Raw genomic sequence first — 18,895 nt, forward strand, 5'->3', positions numbered from 1 at the left:
CCCTTTTCGTTGGATGATCAATAGCCCTTGGCGCGCCAGCGGAAGCCGGAGAGGCTGCCGGAGCCGCCGCTGGAGGGGTCCTGCGCATAGACGGTGACGCCGTTCACGGTGCGGGTGCCATCAACCTCCTGCACAAAGTTATCGTAATCGCCGACGCCGGGGATGATCGCGGTGAGCTGGAGATCATAGTCGGTGCTGGAGAACGCGCTGGGAAAGGTGATGGTGGCCGTCTGCTGGCCGCTCGTCCCCGTACCCCGGCCGTGCTGTTCGAGCACGGTGTTGCCCGCGCCGTCCGGCATCCTCCACCAGCGCCCGTTGGCGTTGCTGCCGGTGCTGAAGGCGCTAAGCGGCACGAAGGCGCTGGCGTGCTGGCCATCGAGTAGATCGGCATCGAGGCCCGAGCCAGAGCCATCAACGGTTAGCAGCCTGAAGAGAATGCGATCGGCGGCGGCCATGTTGTCGACATAGGCCTTGCGCGCGGCATGGGCGGGTAGCGTGGGATCGCCGACAAGCGCGAGCTGGCCGGTCATCGTATCGCCCGCGCGGTTGACCGGGGTGAAGCCGAGGCGGGCGGCAATATCGGCGTACCATGCGCCCTGCTGCCCATCGAGGAGATCGGCATCGAGGCCGGAGCCCGCGCCATCGACGGTGAGCAGGCGGGCGAGGATCGCGGCGGCGGCGACCATGTTGTCGACATAGGCCTTGCGCGCGGCGTGGGCGGCAAGGGTCGGATCGCCGACAAGCGCAAGCTGGCCGGTCATTGTATCGCCCGCGCGGTTGACCGGGGTGAAGCCGAGGCGGGCGGCGATATCGGCGTACCATGCGCCCTGCTGGCCATCGAGCAGATCGGCATCGATGCCCGAGCCCGCGCCATCGCGTGCGAGCAGCAGAGGCAGGAGCGCGGCGGCAAGCGCGGCGGGGGTGACGGCGCGGACGGTATCGGCCCCGGCTTGCGCCTCTGCATTGGTGGCTATCTCGATCAGGCCCTTGCGGGTGGTGGTCGCGTCGGGATCGAGGAAGTTGGTGGCGCCGAAGGAGAGCTCGGCGGAGCTGATGTCCGCGAAGATGCAATCGACCGCGATGAGGGCGGCACTGTCTGCCGTCTTCACCAGGATCGGCGCGGGCTGGCCGTAGATCGCGAAGAGGGTGCCATCATCGAGATAGAGCGCGAAGGAGCGCAGGCTGTAGGCCGCGCTGCCATCGTCGCGGATCGAGACGTGGATGGTGTCCTCCGCCGTTGCGGTGCCGCCCGCGGTTGCCACGCGCGCGATCTCGCCCGGCAGCGCGGTCATGCCGGGGTTGGCGGTGAAGCTGCTGGCGGAAAGTCCGGCCTCGACAATGGTGACAGCATCGGTGCCGGTGAGCTGGGCATTAAGCAGCCGTCCCCGGCCTTCATCGGTCACGATCAGGTTGAGCGGCATGTCAGGCTCCGAAGGTGAGGACATCGCCGCCGAGGGACAGCGGCATGCCTCTGAGAGTGAGGGAGAAGGCGGGCGCGGGCGCGGGATCGACCGGGCTTGCCACGGCGAGGCGCGCGTACGTTACCGGGCGCGAGACCGCGCGCAGGCCAATGCCCGCGCGGGCACGCTGGGCGAGCGTGAAGGTGAAGTGGCTGCGCAGCGGCTTGGTCGCCTCGATCTCCGCGACCACAGCATCGACCAGCGCGGAGGAAGGCGCGGTGCCTTCGCTTTCCGCCGGCAGGGAGAGCGTGACATCGAAGGTGTGCGGGGGGCCGGGCGGGGTGGTCTGCCACCATTCGCGCAGGGTGATGTTGCCGCCGAAGGTGCCGATCACCTGGCTCACCGAATCGAGCGTGCCCTTGCGCCGCTGCACAGCGATGGCCTGCGCAATGCGAGCGCGCCGGGTGCGTTCGGGCCATGCCGGATCCCACTGATCGATCGAAAGCGCCCAGGCGAGCCAGGGCAGCAGGTCTGCCGGGCAATCCTGCGCGGACCACAGCGAGCGGAGCGGGGAGCCGATGCCATCGAGCCGCAGTGCGGCCAGCAGATCGGTCGCCAGTTCGAGCGCGGTGCTGTTCGGCGGCAGGATGGAGGGGGCGGGCGGCATCGATCAGGACGCCGTGCCGCCATCGATGATGGTGATGTCGGTGCAGATGGCCACCTGCAGCGCGGTGGGCACCAGATCATCGGCAGGATCGGCCAGCGCGACATTCTGGACGCCGCTGGCAAACAGAGCGGCGATGATCCCCGCGCGGGTGACCGAGCGGCCCAGACGGCGCGAGACGGCGAGATAATCATCAAGGGCTGCCTGCGCGGCGGCAAGCACCACGGCCTTGTCTGGCCCGGCGCGAAAAGTGATCGTCGCCTCGATCGTGAATTCCAGCAGCTCGGCGGCGGCGACGGTGACGTGATCGGTGAGCGGGCGGACGGTGGAGGCGGTGAGCGCAGCCTCCACGGTCTCAAGCAGGCCTTCAGACGGCGTGCCATCGCCGCTGCGGGCAAGGATCGTGACGACAACCTCACCCGGCGAGGGGCTGGTTGCGCTGGCATCGGCGACATCGGCGGAGGCGCCCAGCGCGTGGAAGATGTAAGCTCCCGATGGCCCGGCGACCGAATAGCCTTCGGGCGCTAGCACGATGCGCCGGCGGAAATCCTCATCGCTTTCGAGCACGGCGGGGGTGCCCGTGCCGGGATCGGCCGGGGTGAGGATGTAGCGTTCGACCTCGAACAGCGCGCCGAGCGCATCGAGATCGCTGCCGCGCGCATAGGCGACCATGACGGCGCGGGCGGCATCGTTGACCCGCTGGCGCAGCATGAGTTCGCGGTAGGCACCCACCTCGCAGAGCTTCACGACTGGATCGCTTTCCACCGTGGCGTCGAAGGCGGGAAACTTGGCCTGAAAGTCCGCGATCCACGCGGCGCGCAGGGTTTCGAAGTCGAGCGCCTCGATCACATCGGGTGCGGGCAGACGGCTGAGGTCGACCCCGGTGAAACTGTCAGTGCTGCTTGCCATGGCGGCTGTTTCCGCCGGGGAAGGCCCGCGCGCCTAGGCCCGCGCGTTGTGCAGCACATAGCAACAACGCGGCAGCATGGCGTGAAGCCGCACCTAGCGGCGATGACCGGCCAGCGAACAAGTCAACTCGTCGGAGCGCCCTTTGCCCAAAGCCATCGAAACCCTGAGCGGCGCCGATGCTACCGCATTCCGTTCGGCGATCGCACCGCACGTAGCAGCGCTGGTTGCTCCTAAATTTCCGGGCGCTCTCACGGCAGGAACGTGGAAGTTCATCACTGGCTGGCCGCGCCTCAAGCTCACCGGGAATGGCACGGTCACGATTGATGCCAACAACGCCGAAGACGGCAGCGGAACAACCTCTGCGGCGGTGTTCACAGCGACGGTTTCGGGCTCGCCCGTCATCGCCTTCCCCTTTTTCGGCAACGACGCGGTGGCGATCCGCGCCACCTTCACCGGCACAGCCGCAGCGGAGATTATCTGATGCCCAACCCGACTGGTTATCCCATTGCACCGATTGGCATTTCTCCAGGCGCTTGGGCCAGCCCAGGCACTGCGTGGGATGTGCGCGACTACAGCGATGTAGAGGTGCAGTTCGTCGGCACGCCCTCGGTCGCCTATCAGCCGCGGCGCTCCCTCAACGGGACCGACTACGTGGATGTGCTGGCATATGACCAGCAGGGCAACTCGTACAGCACCATCACGGCTGCGGGCATCTACAGCCTGGACGGTGGCGGCTACCTGCTTTTCAGCGCGGGTGCCGGCTCGACCCTTACGCGGAGGGCTGGCGCATGAGGGACACTCAGGCACGGCGGCGGGCTAGTTTAGCGCGCCTTGATGCGGTTTCCCGCAACAACCCGTTCGACAAGATCAAGCAGATGATGGCTGCTGGCCTAAGCTGCAATATCGTATTTTGGACGGACTCCACTGGGTTTGACAGTGTAGGAACGGACGTTTCCCCGACAAATTCGGTGCGCTATCCTGCTTTGTGGCAGAACCAGATGGTCGCGCAGGGCCGCATTCCCGCATCCTACACGGTTCGTCGCATCGTCTGGAACAGCAACCGCGCTCGTGCCATCTGGGGTTCAACGCCTATTCTTCAGTGGGGCACCGGGTATTCCCCCGCTGTAACGTTCACCGCGTCGATCACGACTGGCGGCACCATGAATGTGACCAGCGTTGCGTCCGGGACTTTGGCGATTGGTCAAACGATTATCGCGCCGGGGCTTCCGTTCGGCACCTATATCGCCTCCGGCTCCGGTTCAACATGGACACTCAGTGCAGCGCCGATGCCTGCCATCACTTCCACCACGATGTTCGCAGTGACAACGCAGCCCGCCCTGACTTGGGATTTGACGCAGTTCACCGTCGGCGGCACGATTCCCAATTACTTCATGGGCAAGTTTTGGCGGATCGGACCTGCATCGGCGCCGGCTGACGCGCTTGTTATTGCGCACGGTATCAACATGGCTGGATTTTTCGTATCCTCGCCACCCTCTGGTGTTGCGCAGACTTTCCGCATTACAAGCTTGTACGTGGCGGCGATCGAGCAGTATCGCGCACTAAATCCTGGCACGCCGATTCTACTCACAACACAACATCCCGTGCAAACGGGTTCGCCTAGCGAGACTGGCGACTCCTCTTATAGGCCCGCCTGTATTGAAGCCGCTAGGCGGTGCGACACGGCTATCGACGATACTGTTTTTTCCGCCTTCAACGCTGCTGGTAAGCCAAACTTGTATTACGATGGTGATATCTTTCACCAGAGCGATTGGGCAAACGCAAATTTGTACGTCCCGATGCTCATGAAGTGGTGGGATAATGCTGTCCCGTTTGCGCCATCAAGGCTGGCGGTCGCGCATTTTCAGCAGTCCGCCGGCAATGCAAACTTTCTGGTTAACCCGGCTTTTGAGCAATGGACCACAACGACTGCGGTTCCCGACTCTTGGAACGCAGTGGGCTCACCCACATTTTCTCAAGACACCACAAACTTCTCCGACGATCGCAAGCGGTACAGTGTGCAGCTAACCCCTACTGCGGGCACAGCAGCAGCTTATATGGCTCAAGCCCTGACCGGCACGCAGGTGCTTTGGCTAAACGGTCGAACCGTGACGTTCGCTGTGAAGCTATGGGCTGATACCCAAACGACCAATTTTGATTTGGGTCGCATCGGGGTCATCGCGCAAAGTGCTGCACAAGGGCAGCTGCAGTATCTTTCGGGAGGTTCAATCCAGACCGTAAATCAATCTGACGGTTTCCGATGGGTGATTGTAACTGCGAAGCTTCCTGCCGACCTCACCGGGCTTTCTGTTCGAATTTACGGGAATATTGGTAGTACGGCGAGTGGGACACATGTGATCAAGGTTGATCAGGCCTGCCTAGTTGCTGGCGAACAACCATTTGCCGCGCGCGTTTAATGACAGATGGACCTTGCGAACTGGAGGGCATGTGATGAAAGAGCCGCGCTGGCTGACTTTCGCGCGGAGCCAGATCGGCGTGCGCGAGATCCCGGGGCCGCGCCACAGCCCCACGATCATGGGTTGGCTGCGCAAGCTGAAATCGTGGGTCAAGGATGACGAAACGCCGTGGTGCGGCGCTTTCGCGGCTATCGTGATGCAGGAGGCCGGGCTTTCGATCCCCACGGAATACCTCCGCGCGCGGGCGTGGGCGGACTGGGAGGCGAACCTGCGTAGCACGCATGTCGCGCCCGGTGCCGTGCTGGTCTTCGCGCGTGGGGGCGGCGGGCATGTGGGGTTCTACATGGGCGAGGATGAGACCGCCTTTCATGTGCTGGGCGGCAACCAGGGCAACGCGGTGAGCATCACCCGCATCGCCAAGGCGCGCTGCATCGCGATCCGCTGGCCGAGGGGCGAGCCGGTGATCGGCGGCCCGGTGCGCCTTGCGCAGAACGGCCAGCTTTCAAGGAACGAGGCATGAGCGGGCACCCCACTCGCCGTGCAGTTTTTTGGGGCGTGGTGCGCGATGGCGCGGTGCTGGGCATCCTGATCGCGCTGCCGATCATCGCGCTGATGTGGGGCACGGCAGCGCTTTAGGGCGCGCCGATCAGCGCGCCAGCCAGCTTCCCACTTCCTGATCGATCAATTCCAGATCCGCCGGCGCGAAGCCGAGGAGGCGGCGCGCGGGGTAGCGCACTTCGATCGAGTTCGGGATCTTCGAATCCACCGGCGCGGTGAGGCCATAGTGGTGCACCGCCGCCGTTCCGGCCACCAGCGGGCGGAAGGTCACCTCGATCTCATCCGGGCGGGCGAAGGCGCGCAGATTGCGGGCGAGCGCGGTCTTGGGGAACATGCGGCCCCGGCGCTTGCGCAGACGGCCGCGCTTGTCTCGCTTAGCCTTCCTCGGCTCCATCGGCGTGCCATCGGGCTGCACGTTATCGCGGATGCGGGCGGCGTTGGCATCGCGCAGGGCCTTGCCGATCTTGCGGGTGAGGCCGAGCCGTTCGCCCGGTTCAAGCTTTTGCAGCACTCCGCCGAGCCAGGGCGCGAGGGCATCGAGGCCCTCGGCGCTTGTCTCGCTCATGACTCGAGGGGCGCGAGCTGCTCGCCGTCATGCCAGATCGAGAGGACCGGGCCGGGGCGCAGCAGCTCGCCATCGGGATCGAGGGGCACGGGCTGATCGATTGGGGTGAGGTTCCAGCGGCCCTCTCCCTGCGGCTCTGCCGCGACGCATTCATCGAGATCGAGCACGATCTGCACATCGAATGTCTGGCTATCGAGGATATCGACTTCGAACGCGAAGCCGTTCTGGCCGCCGGGGGCGAGCCGCTCCGGCTGCTGATCTCGCAGCCATTCGGTGACCGCGAAGAAGGGCACGGCAGGATCGCCGGCGAATTCCTTCAGCAGCACGGTGAGCTGGTATTCCCACGCGAAGCCGTGCGTGCCGAGCCGGGAGCGGACGCGGCCCTTTTCGATCCACATGGCGAGACGATCGGCATCCCGCGCCAGTTCCGGCATCAGCGCCACGAGCATGGCGCGCAGGGAGGCGGGCTTCTTCATTCGGGCGGGCGGGTGAGATCGTGCATGAGGAGCTGCCAGTGGTGGCGGAAGGCAAGGCCGAGGGCCGTTGCCGCGCTGCCGAGGCTGGCGATCGAAACAAGCACGAGGACAAGGTCACCCATTGTTCGTGTCCTGAGAAAGGCCGATGCGGCGCTTGAACAGGATCGCGGCGCCATCAAGCAGGAGGGGGAAGCCGACGAAGCCCTGCGCCATCGCGAGCAGCACGGCGGCAACGGGGTTGAGGTGGTAGTAGCTCACCAGCACCACCGAAGCGGTGGCGAAGGCGGGCAGGGCGGAAAGTTCGGCGATGGCGATGTAGCGGCGGCGGCGCGCCCAGTGCCCCGCGATCACCGGATCGGTCGGGATATCGGCGCTATCGCCATAGAGCTTCAGGCCAAGCTTGGCGACCACCACGGTGGTGGAGGCGAAGAGGCTGGCGATCCACCAGAAGAGGAATTCGCCCCAGTCTTGAAGGTCGCTGCCCATATCAGTCCCACAGGTTCACGGTTTCGAGGGTGCTGGCGCTTGCCCCAGATGCGCCAACGGCGGGCGGATCGGGCAGGACAACGGTTGTGCCTTCGGCGATGACAGCGCCGCGCTCCGCGAGGCTGGCGGTGCCGGTGCGATTGAGTTCGAACGCGGCCTCGACCACGCCGCCGCTAGTGGTGCCCAGCGCGCGCCAGCAGATGAGATCGAGGGTATCCCCGGCGCGGGCGGTGGCGGTGGTGGTCATGGCCAAGGATCCTTGCCACGAACTTCTCGCATCGCAGGGCGGGCCAAGATCATGCGCTGCAGATCATGGATCTTGCTGCACAACTCCATATGCTCTGCCGGATGAACAACGGGCAGCGCGAGAAAGGCATTCCAAAGCTCGGCGGTCAGCTGGAGCACCGCGCTTTCTGCTTCGGTGAGAAGTTCGCTGGCCATTAGATCAGCTCCACCGTGCAGCGGGGGGTGCCGATGAGATCGCGGACGGCTTGAGTGCAGAGGCGGCGATAATCGGCGGCGGTGAGCTGGTCATCATCGGCGCGCGCCTGGCCATGGGCGGTGGCGGTCATGTCGCGGTGCAGCTCGGCCAGCTCGGCAGCGGCGGCGAAGCGGACGGCGCGGGTCCAGAGCAGCACGGCACGGCTCTTGCCGCCGAGGGTGCGTTCGGGTTCGAAGGACGCGAGCCCGTCGATCCCTTCCGCCTCGCGCGCGGCGCGCCAATCGGCCAGTTCGCCATCCACGGTGATAAGCCCGCCCTCGATCGCGGCGACAAGGCGGGCGTGCGGCACGGTATCGCCGAGGCGCAGCTCATTGCGCATCACGTTGCAATCGATCGCCGGCCACCAGCCATCGCCTGCCACCGTCGATTCGGGCGGCGAGGCGGGCGATGGGGGGACGGTGACGAAGGTCATATGGCCTCGGGTTCTAACGGGGGGTGAGGGTTTCGGCCTTCGGGGACGCTACCTCCGGCCTTGCCCGCCCCCCGGCGCGGGTGGCGCAGCTCGGTTAACTGGTCTTGCTAAGGGTGTTGATGTGGATGCTAAGGGACAGGCCCTCGAACGGCTGCCCGGCCTGGCCGAAGCACGAACCGGCGACGCTGATCGCCCATTCCTCGTTTTCTTCGGGAACGGCGCATTCGCCGAGCATGTTGATGGCCGTAGCGAGAGCAAGGCCACGATCGCGATCGTGCACGGGCTGCGCGGCGGCGATCTTCTCCAGCTCTGCCGCAATGGCCAGATCTGCAGCGGCCAGCGTGCTGGCGCGGACAGCGAACGAATAGCTCATTCCGGTTTCTCCGGGATGTGATGGTGGGCGATGCGGGCAAGGTTGTGCGCCACGCCGACGAGGATGGTGACGGCCGTCTCGGCAGCAAGCTGCTCGGCGTCGCTCTTGATTGCATCGAGCAGGGTCTGGCCGTGCTTGGTGACGTCTTCCGGCCTCATGTGGCGGGCCCTTTCGGTTCGGCGGGCGCGAGCTTGCCCAGATCGCGGGTGAGGGTTTCGATCAGCTTCTTGACGCCGACTGCCTTGTTGAGGCCGAGCGCGGTGTTGAAGTGCCCGAGGGCGGCTTCGAGCAGCGCGCCCTTGCCGCCGGCGACGGCGCTTTCGGCGGTGGGATCGAAGGCTTCGGCGCGGGCCATGAAGCCGAGGCCGAGGGCCTTTTCCAGCTTGGCGCGCACCTGATCGTGCATGTCTGCACCGGCCACCAGCGCGGCGACTTTCTTCAGCGTTTCCAGATCGATCTGCGGCGGGGCCTTGAGACCGGCCTCGGCGAATTCCTCGGCGATCAGGGTGGCGGGCTTGCGCACGTAGCGTTCGGGCAGGGCGAGGCCGTGCTGCAGCACATGGGCGGCGATGGCGAGGGCATAGGGCCAATCCGCGACGTCGATCGCCCAGACCAGCATGGTGGTGACGATCTCATCCTGCGCGGCCTGTTCGCCAGAGAGCGCGCCTTCGACCCACGGGCGATAGCGCTCGATCATGCTGCGCTTGGCTTCGATCTTGCGCTCCACGCTTTCGATGCTGCGCAGTTCGTTGAGATCGATGCCCAGCGCGGCGAGGAGGAGCTGGTATTCGCTGGCGGCAGGCCCTTCGGTGGGCATGGCAGGCGCGCCGGTGGTGGCAGCAGCGGTGCCGGCGGCGAGGCTGGCGAGGACACGCTGGCGATGGGCGAGGGCGGGGCTGTAGGACATGGGCGGCAGATCCTGCTGGTGGGTGAGAGCGGGTGATGGGACCTCCCCGCTCTCGTTGGCTTGCTAGGGGTTGCCGCCGGTCCCGGCAGGTGGCCCCATCATCGCGGCTCGGTGGTTATGGCTTAAGGCGCCGGGCGGGCCGGGGCGGCGCCGATGACGATGTTCTCGACGAAGGCGACCAAGTCGTAATCCTCGACCACATAGTCTTCGTTGACGCTCTCGTAGTTGGCGATCCGGTCGTATTCCGGCTCATCCTTCAGGAAGCGGCGGCGGGTGCCTTCCTGATAGTAGATCGAGAGGTTCTTGAGCGTGGTGATGAGGATCGCGTTGGCCGGGAAGAACGGTACGCGCACCGCCGGGAGCCCGCCAATCTGCTTGTCCGAGCGCAGGATGCGATCGGTTGCCTCGACCTCGGTCGCGGTTGCGCCGGTGGTCTGGGCGATGGTGAAATACTTGTCGTCCACCAGATCATGGCCGACGATCACCACCAGATCGGTATTGCCGCGATGCCATTCGGGCAGGAGCCGCTTGGCATCGAGCGCGAGGGCATCGAGCGAGCTGTAGTCTGCCCCCGCGTTGGCAGAGCCGCCGGTGGCGTTGTAGGCCACGCTCGCATCGAACAGCACCGCGCCGGGCTTGACGTAGATCGCCTTGAGCGCGGCGTTGTTGGTGCCGTTGGTCTTCACGGTGAGGCCACCGTCGCTCAGCACCTGGGCGGGCGCCGTATCGCGGATCTTCTCGAGCCAACCGACGTTGACATCCTGCAGCAGCGGGTTGGCGGTGCGATCGGTGGTCGAGGCAGCCGAGGTGCCGTTCCAACCGATCATGATGCGATCGCTCGACTGCTGCTTGAGGATTTCGTCACGCAGCAGCGTTTCGAAGTCCGGGCGGTGGCGCCAGGCATCCATGAGAGCGTAGCGGCGCGACCAATCGAAATTGGTCTGGCGGCAGAAATAGGTGTTGGTTTCCGAGTTGCCGGTGGGATCAGACGGGTTGCGGCGGGTGCCGCCAGAGGTGTCCGTCCGGCCCGCCATGGTGCGGGTGGTGCCGAGGCCGAGCGTCTGCCCGCTCTGGTCGATCACCGGCATCACGTTGATCATGCCGAGGAACTCGGACGATTCGCGCATCTTGACTTCGAGGCGCTGCTCGACCGCCGGATCGACCGAGAACTTGGTGGTGGCATCGTCGATGCCGTTCAGCAGCGCGATCTGGCTGACATAGGCGTTGAAGCGGAGCCGGGTTTCGTTGCGCATGGTCTCTTCCTTGGTGGGGTGGCGCGGGTCTTGTTGCAGGCGGACTGCCGGGGGATCAGCAGTCCGTCTTGATGGTGTCTGGGTTGCCGCCGTTGGCCGGGGCGCGCTGCTGGAACTTGTAGGCGGGGGTCGTTTCGAGCAGCTCGGAGAAGCCCTTCACCTGCTTTTCCAGCGCGGCGGCGCGCTGGTTGCTGGCGGCAATGAAGGACTGCAGCGCGGTGGCCTGTTCCTTCATGATCGCGCCGAGCTGCGCAAAGGCAGCGGCCTGCGCGCCTTCCTCGGGTGCCGCCACCGGCGGGGAGGGGGGCACCGGCGGCGACACGGGAGCGGACTTGCCGGAAAGGCCGTCCACGAAAGCGGAGATCTTGGCGAAGAGGCCGGTGGTGGGATCTGCCGGGGCTTCGGCTTCGGCCAGTTCGATGGTCACTTCCTCGGCGGCGGTGAAGAGGTTGGCCTTGTCCTGCTTGCGGTGGGCGAGCGGGCTGTTTTCGCCCTGCGTGGCGGCAAACTGCAGCATTTCGGTGCCGAGGCTGGCGGGGCTGTCGGTCACGGCGAGGCCGACGAAATAGGCCTTGCCGGTGCCAGCGAAGTTGGGCGCGATCTCGATCGAGGAGTAGAGCTTCTGGCCCTTCTTGTTCATCGCGATCAGCGGATCGAGGGCATCGATCTCCGCGAAGAGGGCGAGGCGCTTTTCGGTCTTGCCGCCAACGGTCAGATCGACCGTTTCGGTCTTGAGGCTGAGCACATCGCCATAGGCCTGGAACGGGCCATCGGCGGTGATGCCGCGAACGTGTTCGAGGTTGACCCGCGCGGCATAGGTGTCGCGATTGTAGGTCTCGGCCGCGTCAAGCAGCCACTGGCGGTCGATCGCGCGGCCATCGGTGGTGGCGCCCTCGACAGCGACGCGGAAGAAACGGGTCTTGGCCATTGGTCACTTGCTCCGGTTCGGGTTCTGGCGAGGGCCTTGACGGGGCGGCGCTGCCTGACTGGACGGGTGCAAAAGGCATTCGGCGCGGCAACCTTGCAACGCGGGCGCGTTGTGCCCCGCAGGGTCACAACAGGCGGGCATGGGCCGCGAGGGGCAGCGGGCCATAGCGTGCCGCCGCATGGAGCTGCCGCCGGACAATGATAACCCGCTGGAGGACAAAGCCGCCGAGGCCGATGAGGCACCGGGCAGCCTTGCTGCGCCCGTGGTTTCGCTGCCGGCGGTGGTGGCCAAGCGGCTTGAGGCGCGCTCGCTCTACTGGCGGGGCTGGTCGATCACCCAGATCGCGGACGAACTGGGCATCCCCTACACCACGGTGGCGAGCTGGAAGATCCGGCACGGGTGGGACAAGGCGAGCCCGGTGGAGCGTGCCGAGGAGTGCCTCTGGGTCCGCTACAGCCAGCTTATCGCGAAGGAGCAAAAGACCGGGCACGATTTCAAGGAGATCGATCTGCTGGGGCGGCAGTTCGAGCGGTTTGCCCGCCAGCGAAAGTATAAGGGCGAGGGCGGCAACGAGGCAGACCTCAACCCCAAGCGCAGCAACGGGGCCAAGGCGGCGAACGCCAAGAAGGACGCTGAGAAGAACCTGATCACGCCCGAAATGACCGCGCTGCTGCGCGCGGACATGGAGGCGAGCCTCTTCGGCCATCAGGAAGACTGGCTGAATACCACGAGCCTGCGCACGCGCATGATCGTGAAGAGCCGCCAGATCGGCGCGACATGGTATTTCGCCCGCGAGCGGCTGCTGGTGGCGTTGGAGACCGGCAAGAACCAGATATTCCTTTCGGCGAGCCGTGCGCAGGCCAATATCTTCCGGGCCTACATCGTGCAGTGGGTGCAGAAGGTTTGCGGGGTGACGCTGAAGGGCGACCCGATCTGCATCCAGCGCGGCGCAAACGAAGCCGGCGAGATGCTCGAGCCGGTCGAGCTGTATTTCCTCGGCACCAACTACCGCACGGCACAGGGCTATCACGGCGATGTGATTATCGATGAGAGCTTCTGGATCTACGGGTTCGAGGAGCTGTTCAAGGTCGCCGCCGCGATGGCGACCCACAAGATCTACACGCGCACGCTGTTCTCGACGCCGAGCACCCTGGCGCACGAAGCCTATGCGATGTGGAGCGGCGAGCGCTTCAACCGCCGCCGCGCCAAGGCGGACAAGGTGCGGATCGACCTATCCCACAAGGCGCTGAAGGACGGCGCGATGGGGCCAGACGGGATCTGGCGCCAGATCGTCAACGTGTTCGATGCGGTGGCCAAGGGCTTCGACCTGGTCGACGTGGAGGAGCTGCAGCGCGAATACTCGGTCGACGAATTCGACAACCTGTTCCGCTGCATCTTCCTCGATGACAGCCAGTCGATGTTCCCGCTCGAAGTCATGCGGCGCTGCCTGGTCGACAGCTGGGAGGTGTGGCGCGACTTCCAGCCCTATTCCCTGCGCAAATATGAGGGCGAGGTCTGGCTCGGCCATGATCCCAACGCGAGCGAGAGCGGGACGGGCGATGATGCCGCGCTGGTGGCGCTGGCGGCGCCCACCAAACCGGGCGGCAAGTTCCGCGTGCTGGAGAAGCAGCGGCTGAAGGGCCTGCAGTTCGATGCGCAGGCCGATGCGATTCGCGAGATGACGCAGCGGTACAACGTGACGCGCATCGCGATCGACACCACGGGCGCGGGCAAGGCGGTGCACCAGCTGGTGTGCAAGTGGTTCCCGACTGCCGAGCCGATCCACTATTCGCCGCTGACCAAGAGCCAGATGGTGCTGAAGGCCAAGAACGTGATCACGGCCGGGCGCCTCGAGTTCGATGCCGGGTGGCTCGATGTGGTGGCGGCCTTCATGGCGATCCGCCCCGAGATCACCAAGCAGGGCATCACCTATACCGCCGGGCGCGCCGGTAATGTCGGCCACGCGGACCTCGCCTGGGCGATCATGCATGCCCTGTTCTTCGAACCGCTCGACGCCACAGAGGTGCCGGGTGGGGGTTCCACGCTGGAGATCTTCGATGCCCCGCAAGACTGACACTGCCGCCGAGACGGTGGAAGCGCCTTCCAACATCGCCGCATTTGCCTTTGGCGATGCCGTGAGCGTGCTCGATCGGCGCGAGATTTTCGACCTGTTCGAGGTGGCGCACAACGGGCGCTGGTATGAGCCGCCGATCAGCCCGGCAGGCCTTGGCCGCGCCTATCGCATGGCACCGCACCACCAGAGCCCGATCCTGCTCAAGCGCAACATGCTGGTGGGTTCGTTCGTGGCGAGCCGGTGGCTGAGCAAGGGCGATTTTGCGCGCTGGGCGCTCGATTGGCTGATCTTCGGCAATGCCTATCTGGAAGACGTTCCCAATCTGGCCGGGCGCCCCGCGCTGCTGCGGCCAGCACCGGCGGCTTGGACGCGCGTGGGGGTGGAGCCGGACACCTTCTGGTTTGCCCCGCGCACCTACAATTCTGCCGATGCGACGATGTTCGCGCCGGGCCGGGTGCACCACATGGCTGAGCCTGATCCGATGCAGGAAATCTATGGCATGCCAGAGTATCTGAGCGCGCTGCAGAGCGGGTTGCTTAATGAGAGCGCCACGCTGTTTCGCCGGAAATACTACATCAACGGCAGCCACGCGGGCTATATCCTCTATGTTTCCGAAGACGGGTTTTCCGAGAAGGACAGCAAGGCGCTGCGCGAGGCGATGCGCCAATCGAAGGGGCCGGGCAACTTCCGCAACTTCTTCCTGCACATCCCCAAGGGCAAGGAAAACGGCGTGAAGATCCTGCCGATCGGCGAGGTGGGCGCGAAGGATGAATTCCTCGGCATCAAGGATGTGACCGCGCAGGACATGCTGGCCGCGCACCGCACGCCGCCGGTGCTCTGCGGCATCGTGCCCAAGAACACGGGAGGCTTCGGCAACGTGGTGGATGCGGCGCGGACTTTCTACCACCTCGAAATCGTGCCGATCCAGCAGCGGATGCTGGAGGTGAACGACTGGTTGGGCCTGCCCGCGATCGGGTTTGCCGAGCCTGACTTTGCCAAGCTGGTGGCGGCTACGCCGGCGGCGAAGTGAGCGAGCGGTTGCCTGTCAGCACATAGGGCATGTCCATGCCCATGTTCATGAAGCCCACCCAGCGCATTTCGCGGGTGAGCAGCTTGTCGAGATCGCCAGCGCCGTTGGCCATGCCCTTGAACTGGGCGGGCGAGACGATGTGCTTGAAGAGATCGAGCATCGGCACCCCCTGTTCTGCCGCGAGCCGCTCGCATTCCTGAAGGAAGCGGGCTTGCCGGGTTTCCACCACGGGCAGCGGCGCGGGCAGGGCGACGAATTCTGGCTCAGGCGGCGGGGGATAGGTGCCGTGGCGGCGGATCGACGGCAGGACCTCATGCGTCACCCAGCGCCGAAAGCGATAAGCGAAGGTGCCGGGGCTGATAGCAGCGTCAGATCGAAGGATGATCTGCATCGCACCCGGCTCGCTCACGATGATCATCTTGCGGCGCTGCTTCGACCTGACTTCAGTTAAACTGAATTCAGCCTTGTCGTCGGCATCGAGGAAGCGAGCGGCTTCAGTCACGTTCCCGATGCCGAGCGCCTTGCACACATCGGCCAGCACGAACCACGGTTCGCCCCACTGATTTACGATCCGAAGAACCTTGCCTTCAAAGGCGAGGTCTATGCCGGCGGGGAGGTTCATGGCGCGCCCTTCTCGGTAGGGATGGCGTCCAAAATCTGGACGCCATCCCTTAGGCCGATCTCGACAAGGCGGCGGATGGCTTCGGCGCGGGGTGGCAGGTCGGGTTGTTGCCTGCGCCAATCATCGATCGTGGCAAGCCACTCCTCGGTGACACGCATCTGATACGGGCGGGTTTTTTCGGTGCTCATGCCGCATGTGTAATTACAGTGTTGACGCGCGTCAATCATGATTGTAATTACAACGCAGGCCGAAGCGAGGGGGCAACCTCACTCCGGCCCTGACCACAAACGTGAAGGAACCACGCCATGGCTGCTAGCTCCAATACCACCAGCACCCGCGCGAAGGCAGTGCAAAATCCCCGGCAGATTGCAACGCTGCCCGCCACCCGCGAGGCGCTGCTGCGCCGCCTCTGGGCCCAGCACGACGGCGAAGGGAGGGCGATCTGATGGACCGCAAGACCACTCGCTCTGGCGTCCGCTCGATGGCCGACGATCCGTTTGTGAAATCGTTCTTTTGGAACCACTTGCACGATGATGATGCCGAGCTTTTCACCTATCCGGATTGCATCGATCAGCGCCATATCGGCGATGCTGCGACCGGTTGGTGCGGCGCTTTTGCCGATGATGACATGGAAGTGGACGACGGCGTCTAGCGCCAGCGGTGCGCGAGGCCCCGGCTGATGAGGTAGCGGCCTGCGTCAACGCCGTTCACCGATAGGCGGGCCAGCGTGCGGCCATAGCGATCGGTGCCGGTGCGCTGCAGCTTCACAGGCCCCTTGGCCAGAAACAGGGCGAGTGCGTCACGGGCGCGCTCGCCCTTTGTGTAATCGCACCAGGGCGGGTTGGGGCTGCCTTCAAGGCGGCGCTTGGCGGCAGGGCTGCACCGCTCGGAGCGGAAGAGCTCCGGCGCGTCGATATCCTCGATCCGGATGCGCTCGCCGCTGCAGAGGCGCACCGTGTCGCCATCATGTACGCGGGCGATGCAGACCGGCGCGGCGGCGAGCGAGAGGGCGAGAAGGAGCATGGGCGAACCTTAGCGCTTGGCTTCGAGCTGGTGAAGAGCGGGGAGGACCTCCTTTTCGATGAGCTGGCGCAGATCGAGGAAGGCGATGAAGGCGCCGGGCTTCAGGTGGGTGCCGTGTTCGCACCTGCTGGCCTCGGGGAAGTCCTTCAGGCGGTCGAAGAGGGCATGGAGGCGATCGTGGAGGGAGGCGTCGGTCATGCGCCCTGTATGGGCCTGGGCTGGCGCGATGTCAGCCCCACGGGCGTGCAGGGCAGGGCATGGGCGCGCGAGACGGCCGATGGCCCCACCTTGGCCCCGCGCGCCGCGCTTGCCCCCACGCCCCGCCCTCGCGCTTCGGGTGCCTCATTTACGCTTCTGGAGCCTCTGTCACGCAGCGGAATTGCGCAAGGTGTGCCTCCTGGCGAGATTTGCGGATCGACGCACGTTGTACTGATCTACCCAACAGCGCCGCTTTCCTGAGGGAATAGGCGGGGGTCGGGAAATGCCTCACATTCCTCACCTGCTGATTTCTGGTGGCTCAAACCCGCAGAAATCTGCCGTTTCCTTGGTGATGCTCTGATCCTCACCTAACCTCACATCTGACCTCACCTTTCTGAAGAATGGCGGATTTCTGCGCTTTCTAATTCCTCACATGTGATGATCTATTTCCCTCACATGGTGATGAAGAGGTGAGGCGATTTGTGAGGCTCCAAACCCGCAGAAATCCGCCAATGTGAGGAATGTGATGAGCTTCCCGATATCCCCCTGCACTTTGGCGAAGTAGATGCGCGCATGCGTTGGCAGTTTGGTGAGATCGTCTCACTGCAAGCATCGCTGGAGTTGGTCGGGACTATGTCGGGACTCGAGGTGCCGATCTGTTCCGTTCGGCTCCGTTCTGTTCCGCGATCGAGCAGGTTGACGGGGTCGGAAAATGCCGTAAATGCGCGGGTTCCGGCGTGCCGGGCGGTTAGCTCAGTTGGTAGAGCATCTCGTTTACACCGAGAGGGTCGGGGGTTCGAGCCCCTCACCGCCCACCATTCCGGTTTTCCCTTTTCCGGTTTTCGCTTGTCCTTTGCGCCATAGGCTTTGCTTATAGGCTGTCGGCAGCAAATCCGATTGGCAGCCCGGGTGCCGCAACGTTATCTCATCACGTGCGGACCGGGCCCCTCTGGCAGCTGTCTCCTCCCCCCGCAGGCAGCTGCGATGTCGGACCGCATCGAGCCGACCCGGACAGTCCAATCCCCCCCCACACTTCAGGACTGCACCGGGCCGGCTCGAACCGACCATTCGGATGAGGAGAGAGGCAATGCATGCACAAGACTATCGGCTATCGCTGGTTCACCACCGGCTGGAGACCGAAATCGGGCGCGAGCAGGCGCGCAAGGCGCCCGATCGCTGGCGCTTGATGCGGCTGAAAAAGCTCAAGCTGGCGATCAAGGATCGCCTTCACCGGCTGACCGGCGCGACCGGCTAGAGCGTTTTCGAAGCAGGTGGAATCACCTGCTGGATCGGAAAACGCGGTAAAACAAATGCCTGGAGCAGTCGGTCCGATGCAATCGGATCGGAATCTGCTCTAGCGCAGCGTATCAGCCAGCATCGCATCGGTGCGCGGGCCGGCCCAATCGTGCGAGCCGATCATCCGCCAGACCTCCTTGCCAGCGGCATCGTAGAGCACGGTGGTGGGCAGGACGCCGGTGTTGTAATGCTGGCTGAGGGCGTTGTCCGGATCGAGCCAGGGCGCGAGATGCGTGAGCTTGCGGTCCTTGAAGAAGGCATCCACCGCCTTCGCCTGATCCAGATCCTGCGAGACGGTAAGGACCGTGAGCTTGCCGGCCTTGGCTGCGGCCAGCGCATCGAGCGTGGGCATTTCGAGCACGCAGGGTCCGCACCAGGTCGCCCAGAGGTTGATCAGCAGCGGCTTGCCCTTGAGATCGGCCGTGCGCACCTTCTTGCCCGATGGATCCGTAAAGGTGAAATCGGGGAGCGCGGCGCCGCGATTGCTGATGTCGAGCGTGCCGTTGAACGGACCCTCTCCGTCAGCGGGTGCGCCTTCTGCGGCAGCGGTGGGGGCGGATGCGCTGGTCTGCGGTTGCGTGTCCGCCGGGGTTTGCCTATCGCACCCGGCGAGAAGCCCGGTGGCGAGAAGCGCCATTGGCAGTAGCAACTTGGCAGACGGACGCCTTGAAGAGGTACTTGGGGACATGAGCGGCAATTCAGGCTCCAACCAGATGTGGGGCGGGCGCTTCGCGGCGGGCCCTTCGGCCGTCATGCGCGAAATCAACGCCTCGATTCCCTTCGACAAGGCCTTGTGGCGGCAGGA

The 18,895-nt window shown here is 64.9% G+C and carries 29 protein-coding genes and 1 tRNA gene; 10 read left to right on the top strand and 20 right to left on the bottom strand.

Translation table 11 applies throughout. The annotated features are described in order from the left end of the window. Positions 1-17: 17 nt before the first annotated feature. From Q0071_RS03650 to Q0071_RS03660, 3 genes are read right to left on the bottom strand one after another with little or no spacing between them, the layout of a single operon-like run. Positions 18-1,445, bottom strand: a complete 1,428-nt coding sequence (locus Q0071_RS03650; protein ID WP_298165400.1) for a hypothetical protein — start codon at positions 1,443-1,445, stop codon at positions 18-20. After that, on the bottom strand, positions 1,423-2,067 hold the full coding sequence (locus tag Q0071_RS03655) for a phage tail protein I (protein ID WP_298165402.1): 645 nt from the start codon (positions 2,065-2,067) through the stop codon (positions 1,423-1,425). The genes Q0071_RS03650 and Q0071_RS03655 overlap by 23 nt, the downstream gene beginning before the upstream one ends. Positions 2,068-2,070: 3 nt before the next feature. Next, positions 2,071-2,973, bottom strand: coding sequence for a baseplate J/gp47 family protein (locus tag Q0071_RS03660; protein ID WP_298165404.1), 903 nt, complete (start codon positions 2,971-2,973; stop codon positions 2,071-2,073). Between the two features lie 142 nt (positions 2,974-3,115). Between Q0071_RS03660 and Q0071_RS03665 the strand changes: the two genes are divergently transcribed. From Q0071_RS03665 to Q0071_RS03680, 4 genes are read left to right on the top strand one after another with little or no spacing between them, the layout of a single operon-like run. Next, complete coding sequence (locus tag Q0071_RS03665) at positions 3,116-3,454, top strand: hypothetical protein (RefSeq protein ID WP_298165406.1); 339 nt, start codon at positions 3,116-3,118, stop codon at positions 3,452-3,454. Then, positions 3,454-3,765, top strand: coding sequence for a hypothetical protein (locus Q0071_RS03670; protein WP_298165407.1), 312 nt, complete (start codon positions 3,454-3,456; stop codon positions 3,763-3,765). Before Q0071_RS03665 ends, Q0071_RS03670 begins: the two co-directional genes overlap by 1 nt. Next, the gene (locus tag Q0071_RS03675) at positions 3,762-5,387 is read left to right on the top strand and encodes an SGNH/GDSL hydrolase family protein (protein ID WP_298165409.1); all 1,626 of its coding nucleotides are present in this window, start codon (positions 3,762-3,764) and stop codon (positions 5,385-5,387) included. The genes Q0071_RS03670 and Q0071_RS03675 overlap by 4 nt, the downstream gene beginning before the upstream one ends. Before the next feature lie 34 nt (positions 5,388-5,421). Next, complete coding sequence (locus Q0071_RS03680) at positions 5,422-5,907, top strand: TIGR02594 family protein (protein ID WP_298165411.1); 486 nt, start codon at positions 5,422-5,424, stop codon at positions 5,905-5,907. A gap of 126 nt (positions 5,908-6,033) precedes the next feature. On the opposite strand, the gene Q0071_RS03685 is transcribed toward Q0071_RS03680, so the two are convergent. The 12 genes from Q0071_RS03685 to Q0071_RS03740 all read right to left on the bottom strand — a co-directional run bounded on the left by Q0071_RS03685 (position 6,034) and on the right by Q0071_RS03740 (position 11,847). Further along, the gene (locus tag Q0071_RS03685) at positions 6,034-6,510 is read right to left on the bottom strand and encodes a phage virion morphogenesis protein (protein ID WP_298165413.1); all 477 of its coding nucleotides are present in this window, start codon (positions 6,508-6,510) and stop codon (positions 6,034-6,036) included. Further along, complete coding sequence (locus tag Q0071_RS03690; protein ID WP_298165414.1) at positions 6,507-6,986, bottom strand: phage tail protein; 480 nt, start codon at positions 6,984-6,986, stop codon at positions 6,507-6,509. The genes Q0071_RS03685 and Q0071_RS03690 overlap by 4 nt, the downstream gene beginning before the upstream one ends. Continuing rightward, the gene (locus Q0071_RS03695; protein ID WP_298165416.1) at positions 6,983-7,108 is read right to left on the bottom strand and encodes a hypothetical protein; all 126 of its coding nucleotides are present in this window, start codon (positions 7,106-7,108) and stop codon (positions 6,983-6,985) included. Before Q0071_RS03695 ends, Q0071_RS03690 begins: the two co-directional genes overlap by 4 nt. Next, entirely contained in the window at positions 7,101-7,472 is a 372-nt protein-coding gene (locus Q0071_RS03700) for a hypothetical protein (RefSeq protein ID WP_298165418.1), read from the bottom strand. The genes Q0071_RS03695 and Q0071_RS03700 overlap by 8 nt, the downstream gene beginning before the upstream one ends. 1 nt (position 7,473) lies before the next feature. Beyond that, a complete protein-coding gene (locus tag Q0071_RS03705) occupies positions 7,474-7,719 on the bottom strand; it encodes a tail protein X (protein ID WP_298165420.1) in 246 nt (81 codons plus the stop codon). Beyond that, complete coding sequence (locus tag Q0071_RS03710; protein ID WP_298165422.1) at positions 7,716-7,913, bottom strand: hypothetical protein; 198 nt, start codon at positions 7,911-7,913, stop codon at positions 7,716-7,718. Before Q0071_RS03710 ends, Q0071_RS03705 begins: the two co-directional genes overlap by 4 nt. Beyond that, positions 7,913-8,386: a head completion/stabilization protein gene (locus Q0071_RS03715; RefSeq protein WP_298165423.1), complete on the bottom strand. Its 474-nt coding sequence runs from the start codon at positions 8,384-8,386 to the stop codon at positions 7,913-7,915. Before Q0071_RS03715 ends, Q0071_RS03710 begins: the two co-directional genes overlap by 1 nt. Before the next feature lie 94 nt (positions 8,387-8,480). Continuing rightward, on the bottom strand, positions 8,481-8,759 hold the full coding sequence (locus tag Q0071_RS03720; RefSeq protein WP_298165425.1) for a hypothetical protein: 279 nt from the start codon (positions 8,757-8,759) through the stop codon (positions 8,481-8,483). Beyond that, the gene (locus tag Q0071_RS03725; RefSeq protein ID WP_298165427.1) at positions 8,756-8,917 is read right to left on the bottom strand and encodes a hypothetical protein; all 162 of its coding nucleotides are present in this window, start codon (positions 8,915-8,917) and stop codon (positions 8,756-8,758) included. The genes Q0071_RS03720 and Q0071_RS03725 overlap by 4 nt, the downstream gene beginning before the upstream one ends. Next, complete coding sequence (gpM, locus tag Q0071_RS03730) at positions 8,914-9,666, bottom strand: phage terminase small subunit (protein WP_298165429.1); 753 nt, start codon at positions 9,664-9,666, stop codon at positions 8,914-8,916. The genes Q0071_RS03725 and gpM overlap by 4 nt, the downstream gene beginning before the upstream one ends. Positions 9,667-9,788: 122 nt before the next feature. Further along, positions 9,789-10,919 (bottom strand): phage major capsid protein, P2 family, encoded by a 1,131-nt coding sequence (locus Q0071_RS03735; protein ID WP_298165431.1) that lies wholly within the window; start codon positions 10,917-10,919, stop codon positions 9,789-9,791. Between the two features lie 55 nt (positions 10,920-10,974). Then, positions 10,975-11,847, bottom strand: coding sequence for a GPO family capsid scaffolding protein (locus Q0071_RS03740; RefSeq protein ID WP_298165433.1), 873 nt, complete (start codon positions 11,845-11,847; stop codon positions 10,975-10,977). A 178-nt stretch (positions 11,848-12,025) separates the two neighbouring features. Between Q0071_RS03740 and Q0071_RS03745 the strand changes: the two genes are divergently transcribed. Together Q0071_RS03745 and Q0071_RS03750 are read left to right on the top strand one after the other, a co-directional pair. Beyond that, entirely contained in the window at positions 12,026-13,921 is a 1,896-nt protein-coding gene (locus Q0071_RS03745) for a terminase family protein (protein WP_298165435.1), read from the top strand. After that, on the top strand, positions 13,905-14,951 hold the full coding sequence (locus Q0071_RS03750) for a phage portal protein (protein WP_298165437.1): 1,047 nt from the start codon (positions 13,905-13,907) through the stop codon (positions 14,949-14,951). Before Q0071_RS03745 ends, Q0071_RS03750 begins: the two co-directional genes overlap by 17 nt. Here Q0071_RS03750 and Q0071_RS03755 read toward each other — a convergent pair. Continuing rightward, a complete protein-coding gene (locus Q0071_RS03755) occupies positions 14,932-15,573 on the bottom strand; it encodes a BRO family protein (protein WP_298165439.1) in 642 nt (213 codons plus the stop codon). The two genes, Q0071_RS03750 and Q0071_RS03755, sit on opposite strands and share 20 nt — an antisense overlap. Further along, positions 15,570-15,761, bottom strand: coding sequence for a hypothetical protein (locus Q0071_RS03760; protein ID WP_298165441.1), 192 nt, complete (start codon positions 15,759-15,761; stop codon positions 15,570-15,572). The genes Q0071_RS03755 and Q0071_RS03760 overlap by 4 nt, the downstream gene beginning before the upstream one ends. A 117-nt stretch (positions 15,762-15,878) precedes the next feature. On the opposite strand from Q0071_RS03760, the gene Q0071_RS03765 reads away from it, so the two are divergent. Continuing rightward, positions 15,879-16,019 (top strand): hypothetical protein, encoded by a 141-nt coding sequence (locus Q0071_RS03765; RefSeq protein WP_298165443.1) that lies wholly within the window; start codon positions 15,879-15,881, stop codon positions 16,017-16,019. After that, a complete protein-coding gene (locus Q0071_RS03770; protein ID WP_298165445.1) occupies positions 16,019-16,225 on the top strand; it encodes a hypothetical protein in 207 nt (68 codons plus the stop codon). The genes Q0071_RS03765 and Q0071_RS03770 overlap by 1 nt, the downstream gene beginning before the upstream one ends. Here Q0071_RS03770 and Q0071_RS03775 read toward each other — a convergent pair. Together Q0071_RS03775 and Q0071_RS03780 are read right to left on the bottom strand one after the other, a co-directional pair. Then, positions 16,222-16,596 (bottom strand): thermonuclease family protein, encoded by a 375-nt coding sequence (locus tag Q0071_RS03775; protein WP_298165447.1) that lies wholly within the window; start codon positions 16,594-16,596, stop codon positions 16,222-16,224. The two genes, Q0071_RS03770 and Q0071_RS03775, sit on opposite strands and share 4 nt — an antisense overlap. A gap of 9 nt (positions 16,597-16,605) precedes the next feature. Next, positions 16,606-16,794 (bottom strand): hypothetical protein, encoded by a 189-nt coding sequence (locus Q0071_RS03780; protein ID WP_298165449.1) that lies wholly within the window; start codon positions 16,792-16,794, stop codon positions 16,606-16,608. A 742-nt stretch (positions 16,795-17,536) separates the two neighbouring features. Here Q0071_RS03780 and Q0071_RS03785 point away from each other — a divergent pair. Next, a tRNA-Val gene (locus Q0071_RS03785) sits at positions 17,537-17,612 on the top strand. 269 nt (positions 17,613-17,881) lie between these two features. Beyond that, positions 17,882-18,049: a YdcH family protein gene (locus Q0071_RS03790; protein ID WP_298165451.1), complete on the top strand. Its 168-nt coding sequence runs from the start codon at positions 17,882-17,884 to the stop codon at positions 18,047-18,049. A 99-nt stretch (positions 18,050-18,148) separates the two neighbouring features. Here the strand turns inward: Q0071_RS03790 and Q0071_RS03795 are convergent, their stop codons facing one another. Continuing rightward, positions 18,149-18,727 carry a TlpA disulfide reductase family protein gene (locus tag Q0071_RS03795; protein ID WP_298165453.1) on the bottom strand — a complete coding sequence of 193 codons (579 nt, stop codon included), beginning with the start codon at positions 18,725-18,727 and terminating at the stop codon, positions 18,149-18,151. Positions 18,728-18,895 lie beyond the last annotated feature (168 nt).

Origin of the sequence: Novosphingobium sp., assembly GCF_027486195.1 — a bacterium.
Lineage (GTDB): Bacteria > Pseudomonadota > Alphaproteobacteria > Sphingomonadales > Sphingomonadaceae > Novosphingobium.